The organism is Burkholderia sp. B21-005, assembly GCF_020843965.1.
Lineage (GTDB): Bacteria > Pseudomonadota > Gammaproteobacteria > Burkholderiales > Burkholderiaceae > Burkholderia > Burkholderia ambifaria.
Genome location: NZ_CP086302.1, coordinates 1,751,639 through 1,774,321 on the forward strand (window position 1 = coordinate 1,751,639; position 22,683 = coordinate 1,774,321).

A 22,683-nucleotide genomic window follows, 5' to 3' on the forward strand; every position below is an offset into this window, starting at 1 on the left:
GTTCATCTCCGTTGGAAATCGGGTGACACGAGCAACAGCGCGAGCGACGTGGTCGCGCTTTCGGCACGTGACAGCGCAGTCGCCGTCGGCTCGCTCAGCGAGCCCGCCAGCAGCGTGTTGCCGAGCGTGCGTGGATCGAGCCGGTCGCCCGTGCGTGCGGCGAGCCGCTGCGCGATCTCGACGCGTCGCACCAGCGCGTCGGGCGCGGCCCAGCTCGCGGCCAGATCGTCGTAGCCGGCCGGCGACCCGGGCCGCCACACCGGCTGGCCGAGTTGCGCGAGCAGCGGCGCGGCCTTCAGGTCGCCGGCGTCGCGCCAGCCGAGCCCGCGCAGCGACGACACGGCCCACTCCCACGGCGTCTTGAACTTGCGATTGACTGGCGACCATGCGTCCGGCGCATCGACGAGCGCGCGATAGACGGTCGGCAAATCGCCACCGCTCGTCTCGAATGCGCGGGCGAGCCGGTCGGTGAGCGCGGGCGGCGGGTTGTCGGCGACGAAATGGCGCGCGAGCTGGAACGCGATATGCCGACCCGTTGCCGGCGAACGTGCGAGGTCGCCCAGGATCGCGCGCGCCTGTGCTTCGCCCGGCTGGTCGTAGGTGCGGCCCATTACCGTGCGCGCGCCCGGTTCGTGCAGCTTCGGGCGAAACACGAACGCGCCGGGCGCCGCGTCGCCGGGCTGCGGCCCGCGTCCGCCGGCGATGCTCCAGCCGGTCAGCGCACGCGCGAATTCCGTCACGTCCGCTTGCGTATAGCCGGTCCGGACGCCGAGCGTATGCAGCTCCATGATCTCGCGCGCGAGGTTCTCGTTGAGACCGCGCCGCGCCGCTGGATTGCGGGCTTCGGCGCGCAGCGCGGCCGGACTGTCGGGGCCGACCGAGCGTGCCTGGTCGAGGAACAGCTGCATCGCGGGATGCTGCTCGACGGCGACGAGCATGTCCTCGAAGCGGCCGAGCACGTGCGGGCGGATCGCGTCGCGCTCGAATGCGCCCGCGTACGCGGCGACCTGCCCCTTGTCGACCGACACCGCGAAATGGTTCGCCCAGAAATGCACGAGTCGCTCGACGAACGGCGCGGGTGTGGTGAGTGCGCTGTTCAGCCGCGCGGCGACCGCACTGCGATACGCGTCGTAGCCGTCGCGACGGATCGACTGCGCGGTCGCGCGCTTGGCCGCCGCGTCGTCGCTCGTCATCGCGTTGCGGCTGTTCGCGAAGCGCGTCGCGAGCGTGACCGCGTCCGGTTCAGCGGCCCATGCGGCCGGCCGCGCGTCGTAATGGTCGAATTGAGCGATGAGCGCCGCCTTCGGATCCGCAGGTGGCGCTTCGTCGGCCCGCGCGCCGAGACCGAAGCGGTTCAGCGCGATGGCAGCCGGTGAGATGTCGTTCGGATGGTCCATGACGGGGGTTCTCGCGATGCGTACTCGTGTTTAACGGACGCCGGCGGAAAATCCGTCGCGGGATGGCGGATATTTTTTGGGGTGGTGTCGAACGAGGGGGCTGGGGTCCGGATTCAGCCAGGAAGAGTCACACGCCTGCCATAGCAACAGCGGACGCTCGCACTCCGGTCCGACACCAAACCGATGGACTCATTTCGAAGCACGCCTCCGTGCACGTTGCGAAGTTGAAACATTCATGCAGGTTCGGCGGCAATTCATATCGTTGGATCGAATTTGTGACGCCGATGCGCTGGTCCACTTTTTCCGGCCAATCCTTATCTGGCCTGGCATTCCGCCTCCCGATCCGGCGAGCCGACGTTACGCGATTGAAACAAAGCCGCTTCCCAATGTTTCGCCGCCCTATCGCTGGTGACCGTGCAGCCCCAAATCCATTGGCCTCTCCCGAACTGGTCCGCAACTTGCGTCCTTTCTCGTGCACACCAGAATCCGCACGGCCAGACGGCTCGACGCGGGCGACAAACAATCATCCAGAGGTGTCGGGGAAATCATGTCCAAATACGTATCGGCCTTCATGCGGCTGCTGTCTCGCATCACTGATCCTGTTACGCATTGCATGACGTCGTCGGCGAGGCACGGCCTCGTTCGCGCCAGATGCGTCAATATGGTCCACCCAGTCGCCAAACGTCGCGAAGCCCCCTGGCTATAGCCGAAAACCAGGAACGCCGTTCCGCTGGCGCGCCACTCGGGTAATCCGCCCGCAAGGCAACTGAGCGCCGAACGTGCCGGGCATTTGAAGAATCTCTCGCCCGGCACTTAAGCCGCTTCGCGCTTTCGACCAACAACGGGAAACTCGCTGGAGTTCGTCACCATCTCAGATGGTGGGGCGCGTTGAAAGACGGATTCGCGCCGTCGCGAATATCCGTGAAACGCGGTGAGAGCACGAATCCGCTGTGCGGACGCGTTTCGGCGCATCTATTGCGAGTGAATCAGTCCGCGAGTGGCGGTTGTACTTTGGAACGGGCCGTCATTTCCGAACTTGCGCGTCAGTCTGGTCATGGTCGAGTAGCGACCGCCCGACGTAGCGCACACTTAATCCCCCTTCATTTTCAGCCTCTGCTTTACGGTATCCGAACGATGGAGTCTGACTAAAATGACAGCGAAAGAAAAACGCTCTATCCCGCTTCTACAGCCGGAAGCACCACGACTAGTCAAGATAGCGGTCGTGCTGTTTGCACTTGTTTGGCTCAGGCAGATGCTTTTTTTCACCCCCCTTCTTCTAAACGACTTTCGCCAAGGCCTCCATGCGTCTCGGGGAGCGCAGCAGGCCATTGCAACCTTGGCCTTCTGGCTTGCCATTAATGCCATGTTGATAATTGCAATGGTCTATCAAAAAAATTGGGCCAGGATTACACAATTTCTATCGTCGTTGGTCGGACTACTCCTTATTGCCTGGAGCGTTACGTTCACAAACGACTTTAAGCCTGGCATCGTGTATTTCTCTGATGTGGTGGCGACTGTTCTGCTCTTTCGGCCCTCCGCCGATGCTTGGTTCAAGAAGCGTCAGTATTAGTGCTCTATGCGAACCGGCCGCTCGATTGACAACGTAATCGAGCAGGCTAACGGGGGCTAGTGCCAGCAGTACGCGTTCACCAATGTGCCGGAAAGCAGTCGTCGGGGATACCAGCGCGTCTTGCGAAGGGTCCTTGACCGGATCTCATGCCGAGCGACCGCTCCGGCTCGATGCCGGACGTCGACTTCGCGCGGAAGCGCATCGTTCGATGCCCGTCATGGACGGGGCTGCATCGATAGACGCAAGCGTTGACTTCCGGTCTCGGTCGAAACAGCGGCCGCCTAATCGTGGAGTAGTATTCCCCCATGTCCAGGTTATTGCTCGGCCTCTACGGCGCACAGTCAACCCATCCGTGACGAGGGCGGCAAGCTCGTTAAAGGGGTTTGGCAACTGCTTCAACGAGACGTGTGGCGGCGTCGGCCGTGACGACGGCATTGATGGGAATGCATCATGTCAATCGAGTGGAAACACCGCGTCAGACTGTTTATCCAGCGTTTCTGGCAGCCGACCAGTGCGTGCATGACCTGCATGCCCGGGAGCTGGGGCAATATCATGAGCCTTGCCCACTGGACCATTGCATTTCATACAGGTCTGCTTACTGGACTCCTGGCTGTACTTTTGACTTTCACGCCTGCGGCGAAACTCTTCACGCATCGATTCGGCAATGCGCTGATCGTTGGCGTCCTGACAACGTTGGGCGACGCCTACTCGCACACGAGTCACTACCGTATCCCCTATGTCGAGCACATCGTGACGGGTGCAATTTCAGGTCTCTTGACGCTGGCGGCCTCATATCTCTTCGAAGACCGCGCGCGACGCCTTCGGGCGGTATGGGCTCGGGTTTTCGGATAGCGTATCCGCCGACCTTCTGAACCTACCGGGCCAAACGGAAAGAGGCTCCCCGGTGTGGTGACGCTTCATGATAGGGAAGCTGCGCCTGGACAACGGGAACGCGCGACCGTTACATGCCCCGGCGTCAGGGCGCGCTACCATGACGCGTCGCCCGTGCCGGCTCCACGCACGTCCGATAGCTCCGCAAGAGCGCTCCTCGACCTTAATCCCGGCCCTCTACGTTCGGATAGTCCTCGAACGTTTCCTTGATGAGATGCCGTAGCCAGACGTTGGCTGGATCCGCATTCAAGCGGGAATGCCAATGTTGACGAAGGGCGAACGGCGGCAATTCGACGGGCGGCGGCACCATCCTGACAGTTCCGAGTTTCGAGAAGACTTTTCCCAGTTCCAGAGGAACGGTCGCGATCAGATCAGGTTGTGCATCGATCAGATGCGGCACGGTCAAAAAGTGCGGCGTGGTCAGAAAGACGTTCCGCTTGATGCCATAGGCGTCGAAAGCGCTGTCGTACGCTGCGCTGGCGCGGCCGGTCAGAGAGACAACGATCTGCGGCATCGACTCGAACTGCGAGCGCGTCAGTGTCTTGCCGACCGTCCGGTTTCGAACGCTCACCACCGTCACGAATGAATGCATGAACAGTTGTTGCTGATACAGCCCCTCCGGCGCGGCGTGAATCGAGCCGAGCGCCAGATCCGCTTCGGCGGAGGACAGCATGCCTTCAATCTGTTCCAGAGGCACCTGTACCGAACGCAACGTGCAACGCGGCGCGACCTTGCGAAAGCGGCGAATCAGGGGCGGCAGAAAGACGAGTTCCGCCATGTCGGTCATGCAGAGCACGAAAGTACGCTGAGCGGTCAGCGGATCGAAACGTGCTTCTGCCACGACGTTCTTCCGAATCGCCGCGACGATTTCCGAAATCGTCGCGCCCAATTGATCGCCCTTCGCCGTGGGCGTCATGCCTTCCGCTGTCTTCACGAACAACGGGTCTTCGAAAAACGTCCGAAGGCGATTGAGCGCATGACTCATCGCGCCCTGCGTCAGCCCGATATCCTGCGCAGCCCGCGTGACACTGCGTTCGCGAAGCAACGCGTCGAACACCACCAACAAGTTCAGGTCGAGATCTCTGATATGCATGGCGTGCATTGCCTCTATTAATGTCATTAGCTTGACGCATCATCGAGGCAACCCTATCTTGAAGTCAAGCGCCCGCCGGACGGGCGCAGACACAAGATTCAAGGAGACGAACATGTTCATCGAGAACACATGGTATGTGGCTGCCTGGGCCCACGAAGTCGCGGCCGATGCGCTCTTCTCGCGCGTGGTAATCGGAAAACCCGTCGTGATGTATCGCAAGGATGATGGAAGCATCGCCGCGCTTGAAGACCGGTGCTGCCATCGCGGTGCACCGCTTTCCGTGGGGCGCCGCGAGGGCGATTGCGTGCGCTGCATGTATCACGGGCTGAAGTTCGACAGCGCCGGTGCGTGCGTCGAAGCGCCCGCTCAACAGCGCATCCCCCCACGCGCGAAAGTCAGGAGCTACCCCGTCGTCGAGCGGCATCGCTGGATCTGGATCTGGATGGGCGATCCCGCGCTTGCCGATCCGAACGCCATTCCCGATACCCATTGGGTCGATGATCCGGCATGGCGTAGCCTGCCCGGATATATTCACTATCACGTCAACTACCTGCTCATCTGCGACAACCTGCTCGACTTCTCGCATCTGCCGTTCGTTCATCCGACCACGCTTGGTGGCCCCGAGGACTACGCGAAAGTGCAGCCTGAAGTCGAGCGTATCGAAAACGGCGTGCGCGTGACGCGCTGGGTGATGAACACCGATGCGCCGCCGTTCGCGGCGGCTGTGAAGGGCTGGCCCGGCAAAGTGGATCGATGGAATATTTACGACTTCACGCTGCCCGCCATTCTGCGCATGGACTCCGGCATGGCGCCCGTCGGCACCGGTGCGCGGGACGGGATACGCGTCGATGCGGCCGAATTTCGCGGATGTCAGGCGCTGACGCCCGAAACTGAAAATTCGACGCACTACTTTTTCGCCCATCCCCACAATTTCGCGATCGACAACCCTGAGGTAACACGCTCGATTCACCAGTCCGTCGTCGATGCGTTTGATGAAGACCGGGACATCATCACGGCGCAGCAGAGAAATTTGCAACTCGATCCCGCCTTTGAAATGACGCCCTTCGGTATCGACTCGGCACTTTCGCAGTTTCGCTCGGCCGTGAAAGCCCGGCTTGAAGACGAACGCGAGGCGCGGGCACAAGCCGGAGCGGAGCACTGACATGATTGAAATGAAGGTGACGGCTCTGCGAATCGAGGCGGAAGGAATAATCGGCATCGATTTGCGTTCCGCTGACGGCTCGCCGCTTCCGCCGTTCGAACCGGGCGCGCATGTCGATGTCCATCTGCCTGGCGGCATGACGCGTCAATACTCGTTGTGCAACGAGGCTTGGGACCGGTCGCGCTATTGCCTCGGGGTCGGGCGGTCCGCGACCTCACGGGGCGGTTCGGCCTACATTCATGAGCAGCTGCGACTCGGCGACACGCTGGTGATCGGCGAGCCGCGAAAGCTGTTCGGGTTGTCACCGGTCGCGAAGCGGCATCGTTTCATTGCAGGCGGCATCGGCATTACGCCAATACTCGCCATGATCCGCTGGTGCGTGCGTCACGACCTGGCGTGGGAACTCCACTATTGTGTGCGGTCGCGCGCAAATGCCGGATGGATTGAAGAACTGCACTCGTTCGGTGGAACGGTCCATTTGTATGCCGACGACGAAAATGCCGGGAGACTTCCGCACGACGTGAGCGTGATGATGCGTGATTTACGCCCCGATGAGCACGTTTATTCTTGCGGACCTGCGGGGCTGATGGACGCGGTCGCGGCACACGGCGCGCGAGCAGCGCTTTCCCCGGAGCGACTTCACTTCGAGCGATTTACCGCGCCTGTCGAGGATGACGAAGCAACAGACAACGGATCGTTCTCCGTCGTACTTGCCCGACAGGGATTACGATGCGTCGTCGAACCCGACGAGACGATTCTTGAATGCCTCGAACGCCACGGCGTTCGTGCTGCCCACGCCTGCAGGGAGGGCCTGTGTCGGAGTTGCGAAGTTGGGCTGCTGTCGGGCGAGGCGGACCATCGCGATTACGTGCTTGGCGACGACGAACGAGAGGCGAATCGATCGCTGATGATTTGTGTGTCTCGGGCGATGTCGAGCGAGTTGGTGCTCGATCTGTAGTTGCCGCTGCGCATCTGAAACCGAATTCGATTTCGCTACGACCTCTTTGTGTCCGCCGCAACGCGTGCGTGAGGGGCGCCTGAGGGTCGGATATAGCCCGCTGGAAAAGGCACACACTCAATCTCCCGTCGCTTGACGGGAGATTGTCATGGAATCCAAGAATGTCGTCGTTGCCCCCGATGTGCCATGGAACAAGGGCAAGTTCGCCGGACAGAAGCCGCCGCAAAAGCTCCGAGAACTCTGGTCGATCCGGATCGCGACTTCAGATGGCATCGAATCTTCGTGAGCTCGCGATGTTCAATCTAGCAATTACCATTGTCTTGTCGCTATGATGCCTCTCCAGTGACGGGGTATGTATGAACCGGCAACCGTCGCCACTCTGAGGCCGCGCAGCAAACATCAATTGAATCGCGAACGGCGGTTATGCCCTCCGAAGCGGCCGCTGATTTTGACGGAGCCGACCGGCCGCAATGTGTCGAGAAGCAAACACCCGCGACACCCCCCATTGACCAACCAGCGAAACTCCGAATCACCGCCCCCAGCACAGGGGAATTGATCGACACAACGCGATGCTCGCTTACCGCCCCTCCGCCGCCCCCTGCTTCTTCTGCAACCTCGCCGGCAACCGCCAGTTCCCGCTACGCCGCAATCCGTCGACGAACTTCGCACGCTCATCCGGCGTCAACGTCGCCGCGAAATCGACCACGCTCCGCTCGACCTGCCCGCGCAACGCACTGTCCGCCGCTCGAGTACGATCGAGCGCCGCATCGATCGCCGGACGATCGAGTTGCGGCGCGGCCAGCAAATCCAGCACCGTGATCCGCCCATCGCGCCCTTCCCGCGCGAAATCTCGACCGTCCTTGCGCGCCGCCTTCAGCGCCGCGGCGAATTCCTGCCGACGCGCATCGGACAATTCGTCCGCGGCGAACCGCAACGCCGTCCGTTGTCCGGGCATCCCGCCCGCATGCAACTCGCGATGCGTCGAGAACCACTGATACACGCCGCCGCCAATCGCGCCGAGCATGAACACGTTCAGCACGACGGACCCGACGAGAATGAATTTCCAGCCGCGTTCGCTCATTCGTCGCCTCCGTCGATGCTCGGGCCGCCGAAGGTCGTCGTCAGGTAGCCCGGTTCGTGTTGCGCGATCGGCGCGCTACCGAGCATCAGCATCGACACGGCCACCGCACCCGCCAGCGCGCCGGCCAGCCCGACGCCCGCGAACGCCGCGCCCGACCACCACACTTTTCCTCGCCGCCGCGCACGTTGCGGCGCGGGCGCCGACGCGACGATGCGTTCGACGAGCGCCGGCGCGGGCGGCGCGACCGTATCCTGCATGAGCCACGCATCGAGCTCGGCGGCATCGTCGAGCGCCGCCAGCGCGTCGCTCGGATGCGCTTGCGCCCACGCTTCGGCCGCCGCGCGTTCGTCTTGCGGCCAGCGCCGCGCATCCGAGCCGTACGCGGCGACGATGGTACGGAATCGTTCGGGTGTCATCGCTTGTCCTCGCTAGGTGGGTCGCCGGCCAGTTGCGCGCGCAGGTTGCGCCTCGCGCGCGCGAGCAGGCTTTCCAGCGCATCGACGGTGATGCCCATCAGGTTGGCCGCTTCAACATTCGACATGTCCTGATAGTACTGGAGCACGAGCGCTTCCCGCTGCCGGGGCGGCAACGCGGCGAGCGCCTGGCGCACGCGCGCGTCGCGCGAGCGCAACTCTGCTTGCGCGGCCGGCTCGGGTTGCGTGTCGGGCACGTCGGGCAGCGTGTCGACCGGCTCCTCGCGCCGCCCACGCAAGCGGTCGTAACACAGGTTCAGCACGACGCGATGCAGCCACGTGTCGAAGCGCGCTTCGCCGTCCCGCCAGCGCGGCGCTTGATTCCAGATCCGCAGGAAGGTTTCCTGCGCAACGTCTTCGGCTTCGGTCCGGTCGCCGAGCATGCGCGTCGCGAGCGCGAGCAATCGCGGCAGCTTGCGTGCGACGAGCACGCGCACGGCCGACGCGTCGCGCGCGCCGACCCGCGCGACGAGTTCCGCGTCCGGATCGGCGTCGCTCAACGCAGGCTGCTCCGCAACGTGCCGTGCGAACGCCGCATGCTGCAGGCGGGCAGGCCCGCCGTCCGGCTGAAGCTCATCGTCGTGCTCTCCTTGCATGCGTCGTGCCGGCACCGGACGGCGCCATGCCGACGCTTCGGCAGCGCGCCCGAGATTGATCCGGCCGGTTTCGTCGACATCCGGTTCGAACGGCATATCGATCCTGTCGATCGCCCGCCGGCCGGCGCGATCAATATACGACGACCGGCGCGGGCCGGTAATACACCGGACGCGCCGGCACCACGACACAGCCGGCCAGCACGACGGCCGCGGCTGCCAGGATCACGAGAGTTCGAAAAGGCATGGCTCGCCTGATGAGGTTACGTGGAAGTCCCGCCACACGGGCGCTGCGCGCCGCGCGGCACGCTGCGCATCACGCCCAGTGACCGGGCACCCAGCGCCAGTTCGGGCCACGCGCGACCCAATGCCCGGGCACCCAGTGATAACCGGCGCGCACCCCTTGCCAGTGCCCGGGAATCCACACGTAGCGGCCATGCCGCCAGTGCCAGTGGCCCTGATCCCACACGTAGCCCGCGCGCGGCGCCGGCATCACTTCGACGCGCGGCGGCGGCGGTGCGACCGGCGCGACGATGACGGCCTGGGCGAATACGGCGGACGTGGCCAGCGCGGCTGCACATGCCGCGGCAAACCGTAATGAAATGGAAAGTTTCATGCAAGACTCCGAAGCGTCGTGTATCGACCGTTCATGCCCGGAAGCGGCCGTTCATGCGTTAAACGACGCATCCGGCAAAAATCCGTCGCGACACCGGCAAATAAATTTCCGCCGCGTCGGCAACGAACGCCGCGCGCCCGTCGACGCATCGGGTCCGGGCGGTGATGACCGCCTGTCACAACCCGGCAAAACTGCGCTTCGACAATGCGTGTCACCGGGATCCCGCTCGTTTCCGGCCCACGCCCCCGACGCGCTCGCGCACGACCGGGCGGTTCCGCATTTCGCGTGTCATTCAACGAAAATACGATCATGTCGAACCAGGACAACTTCCCCGCCGAGTCGAACGAGTCGAACGAGCCGGCCGCTTCCGTATCGCGTCGCGGCTTCCTGAAACTGGCCGGCGTCTCCGGCCTCGCCACCGCCGCGGGCGGGCTCGCGGCCGCCCGGGCCGCCGCGTCGAACCCGGACGGCACACCCGAGCAGGTGCACCTGACGTGGGGCAGCGACCCGGCGTCCGAAGTCGTGATCACGTGGGCGTCGCTCGCGCCGGCCGTCAATCCGCGCGCGCGCATCGTCGCCGACGGCGAGCCGGCACGCACCGTGCATGGTGTTCAGCGCCTCTACACCGACGGCCTGAACGGCGAAACCGTGTTCACGTACCACGCCCGCGTGCACGGCCTGAAGCCGAACACGCGCTACCGCTACGAACTCACGGCCGACAACGACAGCAACGCCGCGCAGCCGTTTGCCGCCACCTTCACGACCGCGCCGCGCGGGCGCGCACCGTTTCGCTTCACGAGCTACGGCGACCTCGCGACGCCGAACGGCGCGTGGGTGCTGTCGTCGCCGCAAAGCCGCTTCGCGGTGCAGGCGGTCGAGCAGTTCCAGCCGCTGTTCCACCTGCTGAACGGCGACCTCTGCTACGCGAACCTGAACCCCGCGCACCAGCCGGAAGTGTGGCGCGACTTCGGCAACAACAACCAGACGTCGGCCGCGAATCGCCCGTGGATGCCGTGCCCCGGCAATCACGAGATCGAATTCCACAACGGCCCGCAGGGGCTCGACTCGTATCTCGCGCGCTATACGCTGCCCGAGAACGGCACGCGCTTTCCGGGCCGCTGGTACAGCTTCCGCGTGAGCTCGGTGCTGTTCATCTCGCTCGACGCCGACGATGTCGTGTACCAGGATGCGGCCGCCTTCGTTGGCGGCCCCGCCCCGCTGGTGCCGGCCGCGAGCACCGGCCACGCGCCGATCGAACCGGGCACGTCGTTCTACGTGCGCGGCTACAGCAACGGCGAGCAGACGCGCTGGCTCGAACATACGCTGCGGCACGCGTCGCACGACGACGACATCGACTGGATCGTCGTGCAGATGCACCAGGACGCGCTGAGTTCGTCGAAAACGGGCAACGGCTCGGACAAGGGCATCCGCGAGGCGTGGCTGCCGCTGTTCGACCGCTACGGCGTCGACCTCGTGCTGTGCGGTCACGATCACGACTACGAGCGCAGCTACCCGGTGCGCGGCTGCAATCACCGCGCGGGCGTCGATGCCTCGACCGGCGAAGTCGTCGAGACGCTGCAGCCGCGTCCGGTCGGGTCGACGGATCCCGACCGCACGACGTTCGACACGAGCCACGGCACGATCCACCTGATCCTCGGCGGCGGCGGCACCAGTGCGCCGCTCGACGTTTACGGCGAGAACCCGGCGACCGGCTATGCGCAGGCCAAGGTTTTCACGAAGCCGAACCGGCCGGTGCCGGGCACGGCGGCGAACACGTTCGTGCGCAAGCCGGCCGATGCGCTGGAGGATGCGATCTGGTCCGCGCGCCGCGATACGGGCACGGGCTACGGGATCGCGGTGTTCGATCACGATCCGGGCAAGCCGGGCGGCCACACGACGATCACGATGCGCTACTACCACGCGCCGGGCGCGGATCAGCACCCGAGCGCGCAGTACGAGTTGTTCGAGACGATCGAGCTGAGCAAGAAGCGCGGCGAGCGCTGATGCGGCTGCCGGCCGCCGCGCGTCATGGCGCGGCGGCCGGCGGAACGTTCGATCATGCGGGCATCGCGTGCACCGCGCGCTATCCGCTTGCCCGGTCGCCATCCACCGCAAGCCGCCCCGCCCTCTAGCTTCGCGACTCGAGCGCGATGCGCACGGCCAGTCCCGCCAGCACGGTCCCCATCAACCAGCGCTGCCCCCGTGCCCAGACCGGCCGATCGGCAAGAAACCCCGCGATCGAGCCGGCCATGCTCGCGATCAGCGCGTTGACGCAGACGCTGACCGCGATCTGCACGCAGCCCAGTGCCAGCGATTGCACGAGCACGCTGCCGTGCCCCGGCGAAATGAACTGCGGCAGCAGCGACAGATACATCACCGCGATCTTCGGGTTCGCGAGGTTGGTGACGAAGCCCATCGTGAAGAGCCTCGCGTCGCTGTCGTGCGGCAATTGCCGGACCTGAAACGCCGAGCGGCCGCCCGGCTTGAGCGCCTGCCACGCAAGATACGCCAGGTACAGCGCGCCTGCGAAACGCAGCGCGTCATACGCGTACGGCACGGTCAGCACCAGCGCGGTGATGCCGAATGCCGCGCAGAACATGTAGAACACGAACCCCAGCGCCACGCCGCCGAGCGACACCAGCCCCGCGCGGCGCCCCTGGCAGATCGAGCGGGAAATCAGGTAGATCATGTTCGGGCCGGGCGTCAGGACCATGCCGAGCGACACGAGTCCGAAAGCAATCAGGGTTGGCAAGGCCGGCACGGTGGTCTCCTACGACGCAATGAAGTCAGGGCGGGTGTCCAGCAATGTATTGCATGTCGATAGCGATCGGCATGAATAAACTGCAAGCCACCCATGAGCGCGCTTCATCGCGTCATTGCCTGCCGATGCGCTAGCTGCCCTTTTTCGTCCGGGCCTGAATCGCCTTTCCTGCCTTCGCGCGTTGCGCGTCGACCAGCTTCACGAATGCGTCGGCGACCGCATCGCCGGTCGCGTTCCACGACAGCCGAACGGAACGATGCAGCCTGGGCGACAGCTCCAGCACCCGGCCGCCGAACCGTGTATAGGTGAGCGTGATGCTCGGAACGATCGACACCCCCATTCCCGCCTCGGCCATCGACAGGATGGTCCGCATCTCGACCACGTTGAACGCCGCGCGAAGCGACGCCCCGTTGCGCGCGAAGTAATCGGCGATGACCGGCCCGCACCCCGCCTTCGAGAAAATGAACGGCATCGCGGACAACAGTTTCGCCGACACGCGCTTGCGGCCGTCGAACATGCCGTCCGCCGCCACCGCGACGAAATCCTCGTCGAGCAGCGGCAGATTGTGCGCGAAGGTCTTCGTGCCGGCGACCACGCCGATATCGGCGGTGCCGTCCTCGAGCCACCCTTCGACTTCCGCGTCCGTGCCTTCGAGCAGCACGGCCGTCACGCCCTCGTGCGCCGCTTTCAACGCCTCGAGCGCGGGGACGACGAAGGCAAGCGATACGCTCGGCAGCGACGCGACGACCAGCCGCCCTTCGAGCTTGCCGCGCGCGAGGCCGAACTGCTGGCGCAATGTCTGCGCTTCCCGAACGACGTTCTGCACGTACGGCCACAGACGTTCGCCGGCAGCGGTCAGGACGACCGGCTGGCGGTCGCGCAACAGCAGCTTGACTTCGGTGATGTCCTCCAGCTCGGTCAACGCGTGGCTGATCGCGGACTGGCTGCGGCTGAGCCGGTCGGCCGCGGCCGTGAGCGAGCCGAGTTCGACGACGGCCGCCAGGGCCTGCAATTGCGCGAGCGTCATCTCGCCTCCTTGTTTCGGGTCATGTATTTTTCACATGATAGGGTGACGCGTCATGAATGGGTTCGAAGCAGGCCAACGAGCCTCGACGGCGCGCGGTCCCGCGATCACGACCGATGCGCCGCGCTCGGGCAAGATTCAGCCTTGGACCGTGTCGAACGCGGTCGCATTGGCTCGTGCCAGCGCGGCAAAACGTGCCCCTCGGCACCCGATCCGGCGCACTCGGCCGCATCGCACCCGCGAGTGCAGTCCCCGCCCGCTACCGCGCTCAGCCGCGATCCGTAAGACGCGTTAGACTGTCCCGATGGAACAATGCCGTTATTGCCAGAGAATCCGCGATGAATGGGATTGCCACGGGGACGAATGCCGCCGGGCAATCGCGAAGGCACTGCGCCGGCAGCGCGCGGGCCTGCCGATGGTGCCCGATCGCATCCGCAACGAGCTGCCGTCCGGCGCACCGACCCAGCAGGTGATCGCCGTCCTGTCGCGCCAGCGCCTGCGCGCGCGCCGCGGCAACGAGGAACGCCGCGAGCGCAAGGAAATCGACGACGCCGACGGCGTCTGATCCGGCAACGCCTCCGTCCCGCCCTTCTTCTGGCGCCACGCCGCCGGCCGCTCGCGCCTGCGCGGCATACGCTTCTCCATCCCCTGCGCCGGCCCGTTTGCAATTCCCGCAATACACAATGGGGACGGAACGAATTTCCCTCGCTATTATTGCCGCGCTCGCAAGGATCTTTCGCTATAACCCACGTTTACCCTGAATCATCCGAAGCCTACGATGTAATCAATCGCTTACGACATTGTGTCGACAGCGAAGTCACTAAAACATCGGAGGTCATCATGAAATCGCTCGTTTCCGCAGTCGTTGCCGCTGTCGCCCTGTCCGCTTCGTTCGGCGCATTCGCTCAAAGCACCGTGACCCGCGCACAAGTGCGCAACGAACTCGTCCAACTCGAAAACGCCGGCTACAAGCCGAGCCAGTCGAGCCCGCACTACCCGAACGACCTCCTGGCAGCCGAAGCACGTGTTCGTGCCGCCGACGCCAGCGGCTACGGCGCGCAAGCAGCCCCGGTCGTCCAGGGCGGCGCACCGGTAGTCAAGCCGCAGAACGCGCGCGACTCGGTCTACTTCGGCCACTAAGCCCGCCGCCGCGCGCATCGCGCGCAGTCCGCCGCAAGCTACGACGAGCCCGTCCCGCGACGGGCTCGTCGCGTTTGTGCCACCCGCGCGGCCGGCGTCCCGTCATCGGCTGCCACCCGCCGCCATGCGGCCGGCGGTATCTGGGCCGCCGCTGCCCAGCAGTTCCTGATAACGCACGCACGCGCACTGCGCGGACGCCTTCGCCGCATACATCGCCGCGTCGGCCTTCACCAGCAGTTCCTCGGCCGACGCGCCGTCGGCCGGATATTCGCTGACGCCGATGCTCGCACCCACGGCCAGGTGCCGGTCGCCGAACTCCAGTTCCTCGGCCATCACGATCTGGATACGCGACGCGATATCGCCGATCACCACCGGCGATCGCACGTCCGACAGCAGCACGATGAATTCGTCGCCGCCGAGCCGCGCGGCCATATCGCCGCTGCGCAGCACCTGGCTCAGCCGTTTCGCGACCGCGACGAGCGTGCGATCGCCGGCCGCATGTCCGTGCTGGTCGTTGATCTGCTTGAAACGATCGAGATCGACGAACATCACCGCCAGCCCCTCGCTCGCGGCGGCCGCATGCCTGATCGCGGCATCGAGATGCTCCATGAACAACAGGCGGTTCGGCAGACCGGTCAACGGATCGTGACCAGCGAGGTGCGTGAGCTCCAGCTGCTTCGCGCGCAGCATCGCGACCTGCGTGCGGATCTCGACACGCATGCTGTCGAAACAACGCGCCAGCACGCCGATCTCGTCGGCCCGTGCAACGGGCAGCCGTTCGGCGGCCGGATCGTCGAACACGTGGGTGGCCGCGCGCGCGAGCATCTGCAACGGCCGCGTGATCGCACGTGCGAACAGGATCGCGAGAATCACCGCCGCCACACTCAGCAAGAGCACCATCCGGATGATCCGTTCGCCGAGAATCCCGGCCGGGGCCAGCACGTCCGTGAGCGGACGCGCCATGCCGAGCACGACGAAGCGGTTGCCCTCGCTATTGCCGAACGGCGTGCGCACGAACGCGAACATCTGTCCCGGCGCATCGTCGGGCTGCGTGAGACCGTCGAGCGTCACGTTCGTGCGCATGCCGACGAACAGCAGCCGCGTGGCGGGAAAGCTGTCCTGCATCAGCACGCGCCGCCCGCGATCGAAGCCGAACGTCTGCGACGGATCGGGATGCACGATGAAATCGCCCCACTCGTTCGCGAGATATACCGCGTAGTCTTGCGGCAAATCGCGCTCGAGCCGATCGAACACGCGCGACAGTTCGATGTCGACGACCAGCGCGCCGACCACCTGGCCGACCGTGTCGACGACCGGCGTGCCCACGCGCAGGATCGGCAGCCCTTCGGCCGCATGCGAACCGGTCTCGTGATTGATCACGATCGGCGACAGGTAGATATGACCGGGCGCCGTCGCGAGCGTATCGATGACGTAGGAAAACTGCCCTTTCTCCTGGAATGCACTCTCCGGCAGCACGACGATGCCGCGCGCGTCGCGATCGACGCGGATCCGTTCGAGCCCGTAATTGCCGCGCGCGATCAACCGGATCTGCAGATACTCGGGGTGATTCCGCATGAAGCTGCGATACACGTGCTCGAGCCGCGTGCGCGGCGCGCGATCGGCGGTGTCGCCGCCGGCGACGAGCGCCGACGACGGCAATTGCGCGAGCACGAGGGCATCGTCGGCCACGTCGGACAGTGCGGTCGTGAAGCGCTGTCCGAGCAAGTGCGTCGACATCAGCAGGCTGTGCTGCGCTTCCTGCACGAGCATCGTCCGGTTCGCGCGGTAGGTGTAGTAGCCGGTCGTGCCGGACGCGATCACGCCGATGCACGCGAACAGCACCGACAGCTTCGACGTGAGCCCGAGCATGATCATTTTTCGAACCACTCCGGCCGGTCGCCCGACACGATGCGGCTCCACAGCGACTCGCGCCGCGCGATGTCCTCGACGGGCTGGATCCACACGAGGTGCTGGTGGCCGGTCTGGAGACCGGATGGCGGCGCGAGCGTATTCGCGAGCCCCTGGCGCTCGGTCAGCAGCGCGCCGATCACCGGTTCGAGCATGTAATTGATCCAGGCGAACGCGAGCTCGCGATGCTCCGCGCCACGCGTGACGCCCCAGCAGTCGAGCCACGCGAGCGCGCCTTCGTCCGGAATCACGTAGCCCACATCCGCACCGGCGCGACGCAGTTGCTCGACCTGCTGCGTGCCGTAGTTGCCGAACATCAGCGCCGCGCGATGCCGGATGAACAGCGCGGTCGCTTCTTCGGGAAGCGTGTAATACGTGAGCAGATTGCGTCGCAGGTCGATCAGCTTGTGCGCGACGGCAAGCGTCTGCGCGGGCGACAGGTGAAACGGATCGGCATAGCCGAGCGCGAGCGCGGCGAACGAAAAATTATGCTGCGCGCTGTTGAAGTCGAGCACCTTGCCGCGGTAGCGCGGGTTCCAGAGCTCGAGCATCGAGCGCGGCGGGGCCGGCACCTGCTTGCGATCGTAGATCAGCCCCATCGACGAATACGTGAACGGAATCGCGTAGGTCGAGCCGTTGCGCACGAGCCCGCCGATCGTCGCGAGTTGCTGGAAATTCGGCAGCTGCCGCCGGCGGTTCGGGATCTGCGACAGGTCGATCGGCGTGAGCAGGTCGTCGCGCGCGTAGCGCTGGATCTCGGCCGTGTTGGCCGCGAGCACGTCGTACGGCGGCGGCGATGCACTGTGCATCCGCGTCCACAACGCTTCGTCGGAATCGACGAACGTCACTTCGACGCGTACATGAAACTGCGTCTCAAATGCATTGACGACATCGCTGTCCGCATAACCGGGCCACGCGAGTACACGCAGTACGTTGTCGCCGACGGTCTCGGGAGAAGCGGCACACACTGGCAGGCCCGGCAGGCCGAGCGTCAGGACGACCAGCAACCGACATACGGCACGGCGTGCACGCCGGCGCGCGCCGATTCGACTGATCAATCGGTCCCCGTCCGAATTCCCCGTATGCATTCGACTTTCCTTTTTTCGAGTCGATGCGCGATCGTGCAACAAGACCATAAAAAATATAGCCGCGCAATTGGAACAAGCCGCACGCGCACCGTGTCCGCCCATGCCGAGCGAGATGCGTGCGTGCGTTCGATCGCGTGTGGTCGCGGGCAAACGATCGCATATCAGCAAATAAAGAATGATCAGGAGAAAGTCGTTACGCTATGTCGGCCGATTGTGGTTGCGAAAAGGCTGGCAATTCCTACCGCATCTGAAACGATGAAGTCGGTCTCGGATCGCCTCGGCGCGTTCCTGATTCACCGAACGGCTCGACTGCACCGGCTCTCCACAGGATGCAATGCGGTGTCCGCGCGCGAGTATGTTGATCGCACCGACCACATCGGCATGGGTCCTCACACCCGCAGCCGACACAACCGAACGCGGCCTGACTTACGCAAGCACAAGAAGCGCCACTAAAGCGCGACCGCCAGCCGCCGTCGCGCTTTTCTTTTCGGGCCGCCCGTCGGACAATGAGCGCGCCCGCCGGCGCGGCGCCGCACCGGCCCCGCGCGCGACGGCCACGTGCTCCCGTCCGCACCGATGAAACGCTACGAAACCCTCGCTCACACGATCGCCGACGAAATCCGCAACGGCAACCTCGCGGTCGGCACGCGCCTGCCGTCGCTGCGGCAGATCATCGCGCAACATGGCGTGAGCCAGTCGACGGTGTTTCGCGCGTACTACCTGCTCGAACAGTGGGGGTTGATCCGCGCACGCGAACGCTCCGGTTATTACGTCGCGCCGGGCGCGAGCCCCGCGGCGAACGCGCCCGCGAAACGCCGCGCGAGCCGCGCCGGCGCGACCCGCAAGGTCGACATCAGCGATCTCGTGTTCTCCGTGCTCGACGCCGCGACGCAACCCGGCATCGTGCCGCTCGGCTCCGCATTTCCGGCGCCGCAACTGTTTCCGCTGCAGCGCCTCGCGAAGTCGCTCGCGCAGGCGACGCGGCTCGTCAGCCCGTGGAGCACGGTCGTCGACCTGCCGCCCGGCAACGAGGCGCTGCGCCAGCAGATCGCGCGACGCTATCTGGCGACCGGCATCGCGCAGCCCGTCGACGAGATCGTCGTCACGAACGGCGCGCTGGAAGCGCTGAACCTGTGCCTGATGGCCGTCACGCGGCCCGGCGATGTCGTCGCGGTCGAGTCACCCGGCTTCTATGCGGCGCTGCAGGCGATCGAGCGGCTCGACCTGCGTGCGGTCGAGATTCCCGTCGATCCGCACACGGGCCTCGATCTCGAGGCGCTCGCGAACGCGCTCGAGCGACACGACATCCGCGCGTGCTGGTTCATGACCAATTTCCAGAATCCGACCGGCGTCACGCTGTCGGCCGACAAGAAGCGCGCGCTCGTGGAGATGCTTGCCGCGCGCGAGGTGCCGCTGATCGAGGACGACGTGTACGGCGAGCTGCATTTCGGTGCCGACTACCCGCTGCCCGCGCGCGCCTACGACCGGCACGGCCTCGTGATGCATTGCAGTTCGTTCTCGAAGACGCTCGCGCCCGGCTACCGGATCGGCTGGGCCGCCGCCGGCCGTTTCGCGGAAAAGGTGCAGCGACTCAAGCTGATGACCACGCTGTCGGCGAGCATTCCCGCGCAGGTCGGCATCGCGAACTATCTGGAGCATGGCGGCTACGATCGTCACCTGCGCAAGCTGCGCAGTACGCTGCAGACGCAGCTCGCCCGCATGGACGACGCGCTGCGGCGCTGGCTGCCGCCCGGCGTGGAATGGGTGCGGCCGGACGGCGGATATTTCCTGTGGCTGTCGTTTCCCGACGCGATCGACGCGATGGAATTGCATCGCCAGGCGATCGCGCGCGGCATCAGCTTCGCGCCGGGACCGCTGTTCTCGGCCGCGCACGGCTTCGAGCGCTGCGTGCGCGTGAACTTCGGCCATCCGTGCAACCGCGAGATCGAACGCGCGATCCGCGTGCTCGGCGAGCTGGTCGCCGAACCGGCGGTACGCAAGGCCGGGTAAGCCCGCGCAAGCCGCCGCCGTGCAGCCGGCGCGCAGACGGGTTACATTGCGAGCCTCTTCGCTCCTTCTCACGAGCCCCATCCGATGAGCGCATTGCCCTACCTCGATCACGCCGCGCTGCTGAAGCTCGCGGCCGAAGCCGCAGGCGTCACGCTGCCGTGCACCTGCACGAAGACGTCGCTGGCCGGCTGGACGAGCCTGCCGCTGTCGCTGCAGGACACCCAGCTCGCCGAAGTGGCGACGCTCGCGCCGCCCGACGACCCCGAGCCGACCTACGACGAATACCATCCGGCCGGCACGCGCTACTGGTCCGACGACGCGCCGATCGCACCGCGCCACTTCCCGTACAACCGCTGCAACGTCAGCCGCTGCGTGACGTGCGGCCGGCTGTATCTGCGCTACCAGGAAGGCGGCGGCTACTTCATCGACCAGCGCATCCGCGCACTCGATCCGGCGTTGATCGTCGACGCACCCGTGCAAGCCTGAATCTCACCCGGGCGAGCGCCACGCAGGCCCGGCGTTCGCCGGCGCGCCATCGATCTGCTGCGCCGTTTTCGTCCCGATCTGCTGCTTGTCCCGCCGCCCCGCGTTCCCTACGCTGTCTCCGGTTGCCCGACATCCGTCGCAACGTCCCCTCCCGAGCGGCGCCCTGCGTCGCCGCTCATCTCGCGTATCACGTCATGTACCGATATACCGATTTCGACCGGGCGCTCGTGCACAGCCGCGCCGCCCAGTTCCGCGATCAGCTCGAGCGCTGGCAGCACGGCACGCTGAGCGAGGACGCGTTCCGGCCGTTGCGCCTGCAGAACGGCTGGTACGTGCAGCGCCATGCGCCGATGCTGCGCGTCGCCGTGCCGTACGGCGAACTGTCGAGCGCGCAGCTTCGCGTGCTCGCGCGGATCGCACGCGACTACGACGTGCCCGACGACGCCACCTATCGCGCCGCCTGCGACGCGCAGGCGTTGCTCGGCACGCTGCGCCTGCCGACCGGCAACGCGCACTTCACGACCCGCACCAACGTGCAGTTCAACTGGATTCCGCTCGCGAAGGCGGCCGACGTGATGGACCTGCTCGCGACCGTCGACATGCACGGGATCCAGACGAGCGGCAATTGCATCCGCAACATTTCGTGCGACGAACGCGCGGGCGTCGCGCCGGACGAGATCGCCGATCCGCGTCCGTTCGCCGAGGCGATGCGCCAGTGGACGACGCTGCATCCGGAATTCGCGTTCCTGCCGCGCAAGTTCAAGATCGCGATCACCGGCGCGGCCGAGGACCGTGCGGCGACTGACTGGCACGACGTCGGGCTGAAGCTCGTGCGCAACGACGCCGGCGAACTCGGCTTTCGCGTGAGCGTCGGCGGCGGCATGGGCCGCACGCCGCTGATCGCGACGCTGCTGCGCGCGTTCCTGCCGTGGCAGCACGTGATGAACTACATCGAGGCGATCGTCCGCGTGTACAACCGCTACGGGCGGCGCGACAACAAGTACAAGGCGCGCATCAAGATCCTCGTGAAAAGCGAGGGGCAGCGCTATATCGACGACGTCGAGGAAGAGTTCCGCCAGATCGTCGAGCACGACGGCGGCCCGCACACGATCCCGCAGGCCGAGTTCGACCGCATCGCGGCATCGTTCGTCCCGCCGCGGCTGAAGTCGCGCACGCTCGACCTCGGCGCCGCCGAAGCACGCATGACCGCGCACGCCAATCGCCATCCGGCCTTCGCGCGCTGGCTCGCGCGCAATGTCGCCGCGCACCGCGACCCCGCGCTGCGCATCGTCACGCTGTCGTTCAAGCGCCGCCTGCAGGCGCCCGGCGACGCGTCGCCCGAGCAGCTCGACGCGCTCGCCGAGCTTGCTGACCGCTTCTCGGCCGGCGAGGCGCGCGTCACGCATGCGCAGAACGTGGTGCTGCCGTGGGTGCACGTCGACGACCTGTTCCTGCTGTGGGAACACGCGCGCGCGATCGGCGTGGCCAGTGCGAACGTCGGACTCCTGACCGACATGATCGCGTGTCCGGGCGGCGACTTCTGCGCGCTCGCGAACGCGCGCTCGATCCCGATCGCCGACGCGATCGCCGAACGGTTCCAGGATCTCGACATGCTGCACGACGTCGGCGACATCGACCTGCACATCAGCGGCTGCATCAATTCGTGCGGCCACCATCACAGCGGACACATCGGCATCCTCGGCGTCGACAAGGACGGCGCGGAGTGGTACCAGGTGACGCTCGGCGGCTCGGACGGCTCGAGCGCGAGCGGCGCCTCCCGGCCGGGCAAGGTGATCGGACCGTCGTTCTCGGCGGACGAGATCGTCGATGTCGTGGATGCGCTCGTCAACGTGTATCTCGACGCGCGGCTCGACGCCGACGGGCACTGCGAGCGATTCATCGACACGGTGCGCCGCATCGGCGCCGAGCCCTTCAAGGCCGCGGCGAACGACGCACGTCACCACGCGGAGCACGCATGAAACCGACCGACGAACCCGCCAGCACGAACCCGCGCATCCGGCTGCTGACGCCGGCCGAACACGCCGACGACGCAAACGCGTCCGACACTGCTGCCCTGACGATCGGCAACGACGAGGAACTGCCGCCGCTCGCCGCACGGATCGCGCAGGCCACGCGCATCGACCTGCATTTCCCGTCCTTCACCGACGGCCGTGCGTACAGCCAGGCGTACCTGCTGCGCAAGCGCTTCGGTTTTACCGGCGACCTGCGCGCGACGGGCGACGTGCTGATCGACCAGCTGCTGCTGATGGAGCGCACCGGGTTTTCGAGCGCGGTGCTGGGTGCCGATGCCGATCTCGCGGCCGCGCAGCGGCAGCTCGACCGGTTCCCCGGCTTCTATCAGCGCGACGCTAGAACGGCGACACCGCGGCAGGACGCCGCGACGCACGCCGAAAAGTAAAAACGGGCGGCCC

Annotated in this window: 21 protein-coding genes and 1 pseudogene; 12 read left to right on the forward strand and 10 right to left on the reverse strand. The window is 65.7% G+C overall.

The genetic code is table 11. The features are described from left to right. Positions 1-2 precede the first annotated feature (2 nt). Positions 3-1,397, reverse strand: coding sequence for a DUF1800 domain-containing protein (locus tag LMA02_RS24305; RefSeq protein WP_228907820.1), 1,395 nt, complete (start codon positions 1,395-1,397; stop codon positions 3-5). A gap of 1,150 nt (positions 1,398-2,547) precedes the next feature. Here LMA02_RS24305 and LMA02_RS24310 point away from each other — a divergent pair. After that, positions 2,548-2,967 carry a hypothetical protein gene (locus tag LMA02_RS24310; RefSeq protein ID WP_228907821.1) on the forward strand — a complete coding sequence of 140 codons (420 nt, stop codon included), beginning with the start codon at positions 2,548-2,550 and terminating at the stop codon, positions 2,965-2,967. Between the two features lie 450 nt (positions 2,968-3,417). Continuing rightward, positions 3,418-3,819, forward strand: a complete 402-nt coding sequence (locus tag LMA02_RS24315; protein WP_228907822.1) for a hypothetical protein — start codon at positions 3,418-3,420, stop codon at positions 3,817-3,819. Positions 3,820-4,021: 202 nt separating this feature from the next. Here LMA02_RS24315 and LMA02_RS24320 read toward each other — a convergent pair whose 3' ends face one another. Continuing rightward, positions 4,022-4,951 (reverse strand): LysR family transcriptional regulator, encoded by a 930-nt coding sequence (locus LMA02_RS24320; protein ID WP_228907823.1) that lies wholly within the window; start codon positions 4,949-4,951, stop codon positions 4,022-4,024. Positions 4,952-5,063: 112 nt separating this feature from the next. On the opposite strand from LMA02_RS24320, the gene LMA02_RS24325 reads away from it, so the two are divergent. From LMA02_RS24325 to LMA02_RS24335, 3 genes and pseudogenes are all read left to right on the forward strand, one after another. Next, positions 5,064-6,113 (forward strand): aromatic ring-hydroxylating dioxygenase subunit alpha, encoded by a 1,050-nt coding sequence (locus tag LMA02_RS24325; protein ID WP_228907824.1) that lies wholly within the window; start codon positions 5,064-5,066, stop codon positions 6,111-6,113. A gap of 1 nt (position 6,114) precedes the next feature. Further along, positions 6,115-7,071, forward strand: a complete 957-nt coding sequence (locus LMA02_RS24330; RefSeq protein ID WP_228907825.1) for a PDR/VanB family oxidoreductase — start codon at positions 6,115-6,117, stop codon at positions 7,069-7,071. 148 nt (positions 7,072-7,219) lie between these two features. After that, positions 7,220-7,382: pseudogene (locus tag LMA02_RS24335) on the forward strand (integrase); the annotation flags it as partial. A 266-nt stretch (positions 7,383-7,648) separates the two neighbouring features. Here the strand turns inward: LMA02_RS24335 and LMA02_RS24340 are convergent. From LMA02_RS24340 to LMA02_RS35615, 4 genes are all read right to left on the reverse strand, one after another. Next, positions 7,649-8,152, reverse strand: coding sequence for a periplasmic heavy metal sensor (locus tag LMA02_RS24340; RefSeq protein WP_228907826.1), 504 nt, complete (start codon positions 8,150-8,152; stop codon positions 7,649-7,651). Further along, positions 8,149-8,568: a hypothetical protein gene (locus LMA02_RS24345; protein WP_228907827.1), complete on the reverse strand. Its 420-nt coding sequence runs from the start codon at positions 8,566-8,568 to the stop codon at positions 8,149-8,151. The genes LMA02_RS24340 and LMA02_RS24345 overlap by 4 nt, the downstream gene beginning before the upstream one ends. Next, positions 8,565-9,317, reverse strand: a complete 753-nt coding sequence (locus LMA02_RS24350; RefSeq protein ID WP_228907828.1) for an RNA polymerase sigma factor — start codon at positions 9,315-9,317, stop codon at positions 8,565-8,567. Before LMA02_RS24350 ends, LMA02_RS24345 begins: the two co-directional genes overlap by 4 nt. A 217-nt stretch (positions 9,318-9,534) precedes the next feature. Continuing rightward, on the reverse strand, positions 9,535-9,834 hold the full coding sequence (locus LMA02_RS35615; protein WP_105831124.1) for a YXWGXW repeat-containing protein: 300 nt from the start codon (positions 9,832-9,834) through the stop codon (positions 9,535-9,537). A gap of 309 nt (positions 9,835-10,143) precedes the next feature. Here LMA02_RS35615 and LMA02_RS24365 point away from each other — a divergent pair, with 309 nt between their 5' ends. Continuing rightward, complete coding sequence (locus LMA02_RS24365) at positions 10,144-11,838, forward strand: purple acid phosphatase family protein (RefSeq protein ID WP_228907829.1); 1,695 nt, start codon at positions 10,144-10,146, stop codon at positions 11,836-11,838. A gap of 124 nt (positions 11,839-11,962) precedes the next feature. Here LMA02_RS24365 and LMA02_RS24370 read toward each other — a convergent pair whose 3' ends face one another. Both LMA02_RS24370 and LMA02_RS24375 read right to left on the reverse strand, forming a co-directional pair. Then, positions 11,963-12,595, reverse strand: coding sequence for a LysE family translocator (locus LMA02_RS24370; protein ID WP_228907830.1), 633 nt, complete (start codon positions 12,593-12,595; stop codon positions 11,963-11,965). 130 nt (positions 12,596-12,725) lie between these two features. After that, positions 12,726-13,622: a LysR family transcriptional regulator gene (locus tag LMA02_RS24375; protein ID WP_228907831.1), complete on the reverse strand. Its 897-nt coding sequence runs from the start codon at positions 13,620-13,622 to the stop codon at positions 12,726-12,728. A gap of 301 nt (positions 13,623-13,923) precedes the next feature. Here LMA02_RS24375 and LMA02_RS24380 point away from each other — a divergent pair, with 301 nt between their 5' ends. Continuing rightward, positions 13,924-14,184, forward strand: a complete 261-nt coding sequence (locus tag LMA02_RS24380; protein ID WP_006760082.1) for a hypothetical protein — start codon at positions 13,924-13,926, stop codon at positions 14,182-14,184. Positions 14,185-14,459: 275 nt separating this feature from the next. Then, complete coding sequence (locus LMA02_RS24385) at positions 14,460-14,759, forward strand: DUF4148 domain-containing protein (RefSeq protein ID WP_166721340.1); 300 nt, start codon at positions 14,460-14,462, stop codon at positions 14,757-14,759. 102 nt (positions 14,760-14,861) lie between these two features. Here the strand turns inward: LMA02_RS24385 and LMA02_RS24390 are convergent, their stop codons facing one another. Together LMA02_RS24390 and LMA02_RS24395 are read right to left on the reverse strand one after the other, a co-directional pair. Then, on the reverse strand, positions 14,862-16,634 hold the full coding sequence (locus tag LMA02_RS24390) for a sensor domain-containing diguanylate cyclase (protein WP_228907832.1): 1,773 nt from the start codon (positions 16,632-16,634) through the stop codon (positions 14,862-14,864). After that, positions 16,631-17,755 (reverse strand): extracellular solute-binding protein, encoded by a 1,125-nt coding sequence (locus LMA02_RS24395; protein WP_228907833.1) that lies wholly within the window; start codon positions 17,753-17,755, stop codon positions 16,631-16,633. The genes LMA02_RS24390 and LMA02_RS24395 overlap by 4 nt, the downstream gene beginning before the upstream one ends. Before the next feature lie 576 nt (positions 17,756-18,331). Between LMA02_RS24395 and LMA02_RS24405 the strand changes: the two genes are divergently transcribed. The 4 genes from LMA02_RS24405 (at position 18,332) to LMA02_RS24420 (ending at position 22,670) form a co-directional block, all read left to right on the forward strand. Then, the gene (locus LMA02_RS24405) at positions 18,332-19,765 is read left to right on the forward strand and encodes a PLP-dependent aminotransferase family protein (RefSeq protein WP_228907834.1); all 1,434 of its coding nucleotides are present in this window, start codon (positions 18,332-18,334) and stop codon (positions 19,763-19,765) included. Positions 19,766-19,849: 84 nt separating this feature from the next. Then, positions 19,850-20,251, forward strand: coding sequence for a hypothetical protein (locus LMA02_RS24410; protein WP_228907835.1), 402 nt, complete (start codon positions 19,850-19,852; stop codon positions 20,249-20,251). 194 nt (positions 20,252-20,445) lie between these two features. Then, positions 20,446-22,230 (forward strand): nitrite/sulfite reductase, encoded by a 1,785-nt coding sequence (locus LMA02_RS24415; RefSeq protein WP_228907836.1) that lies wholly within the window; start codon positions 20,446-20,448, stop codon positions 22,228-22,230. Further along, positions 22,227-22,670, forward strand: a complete 444-nt coding sequence (locus tag LMA02_RS24420) for a DUF934 domain-containing protein (RefSeq protein ID WP_228907837.1) — start codon at positions 22,227-22,229, stop codon at positions 22,668-22,670. The genes LMA02_RS24415 and LMA02_RS24420 overlap by 4 nt, the downstream gene beginning before the upstream one ends. Positions 22,671-22,683: the final 13 nt, after the last annotated feature.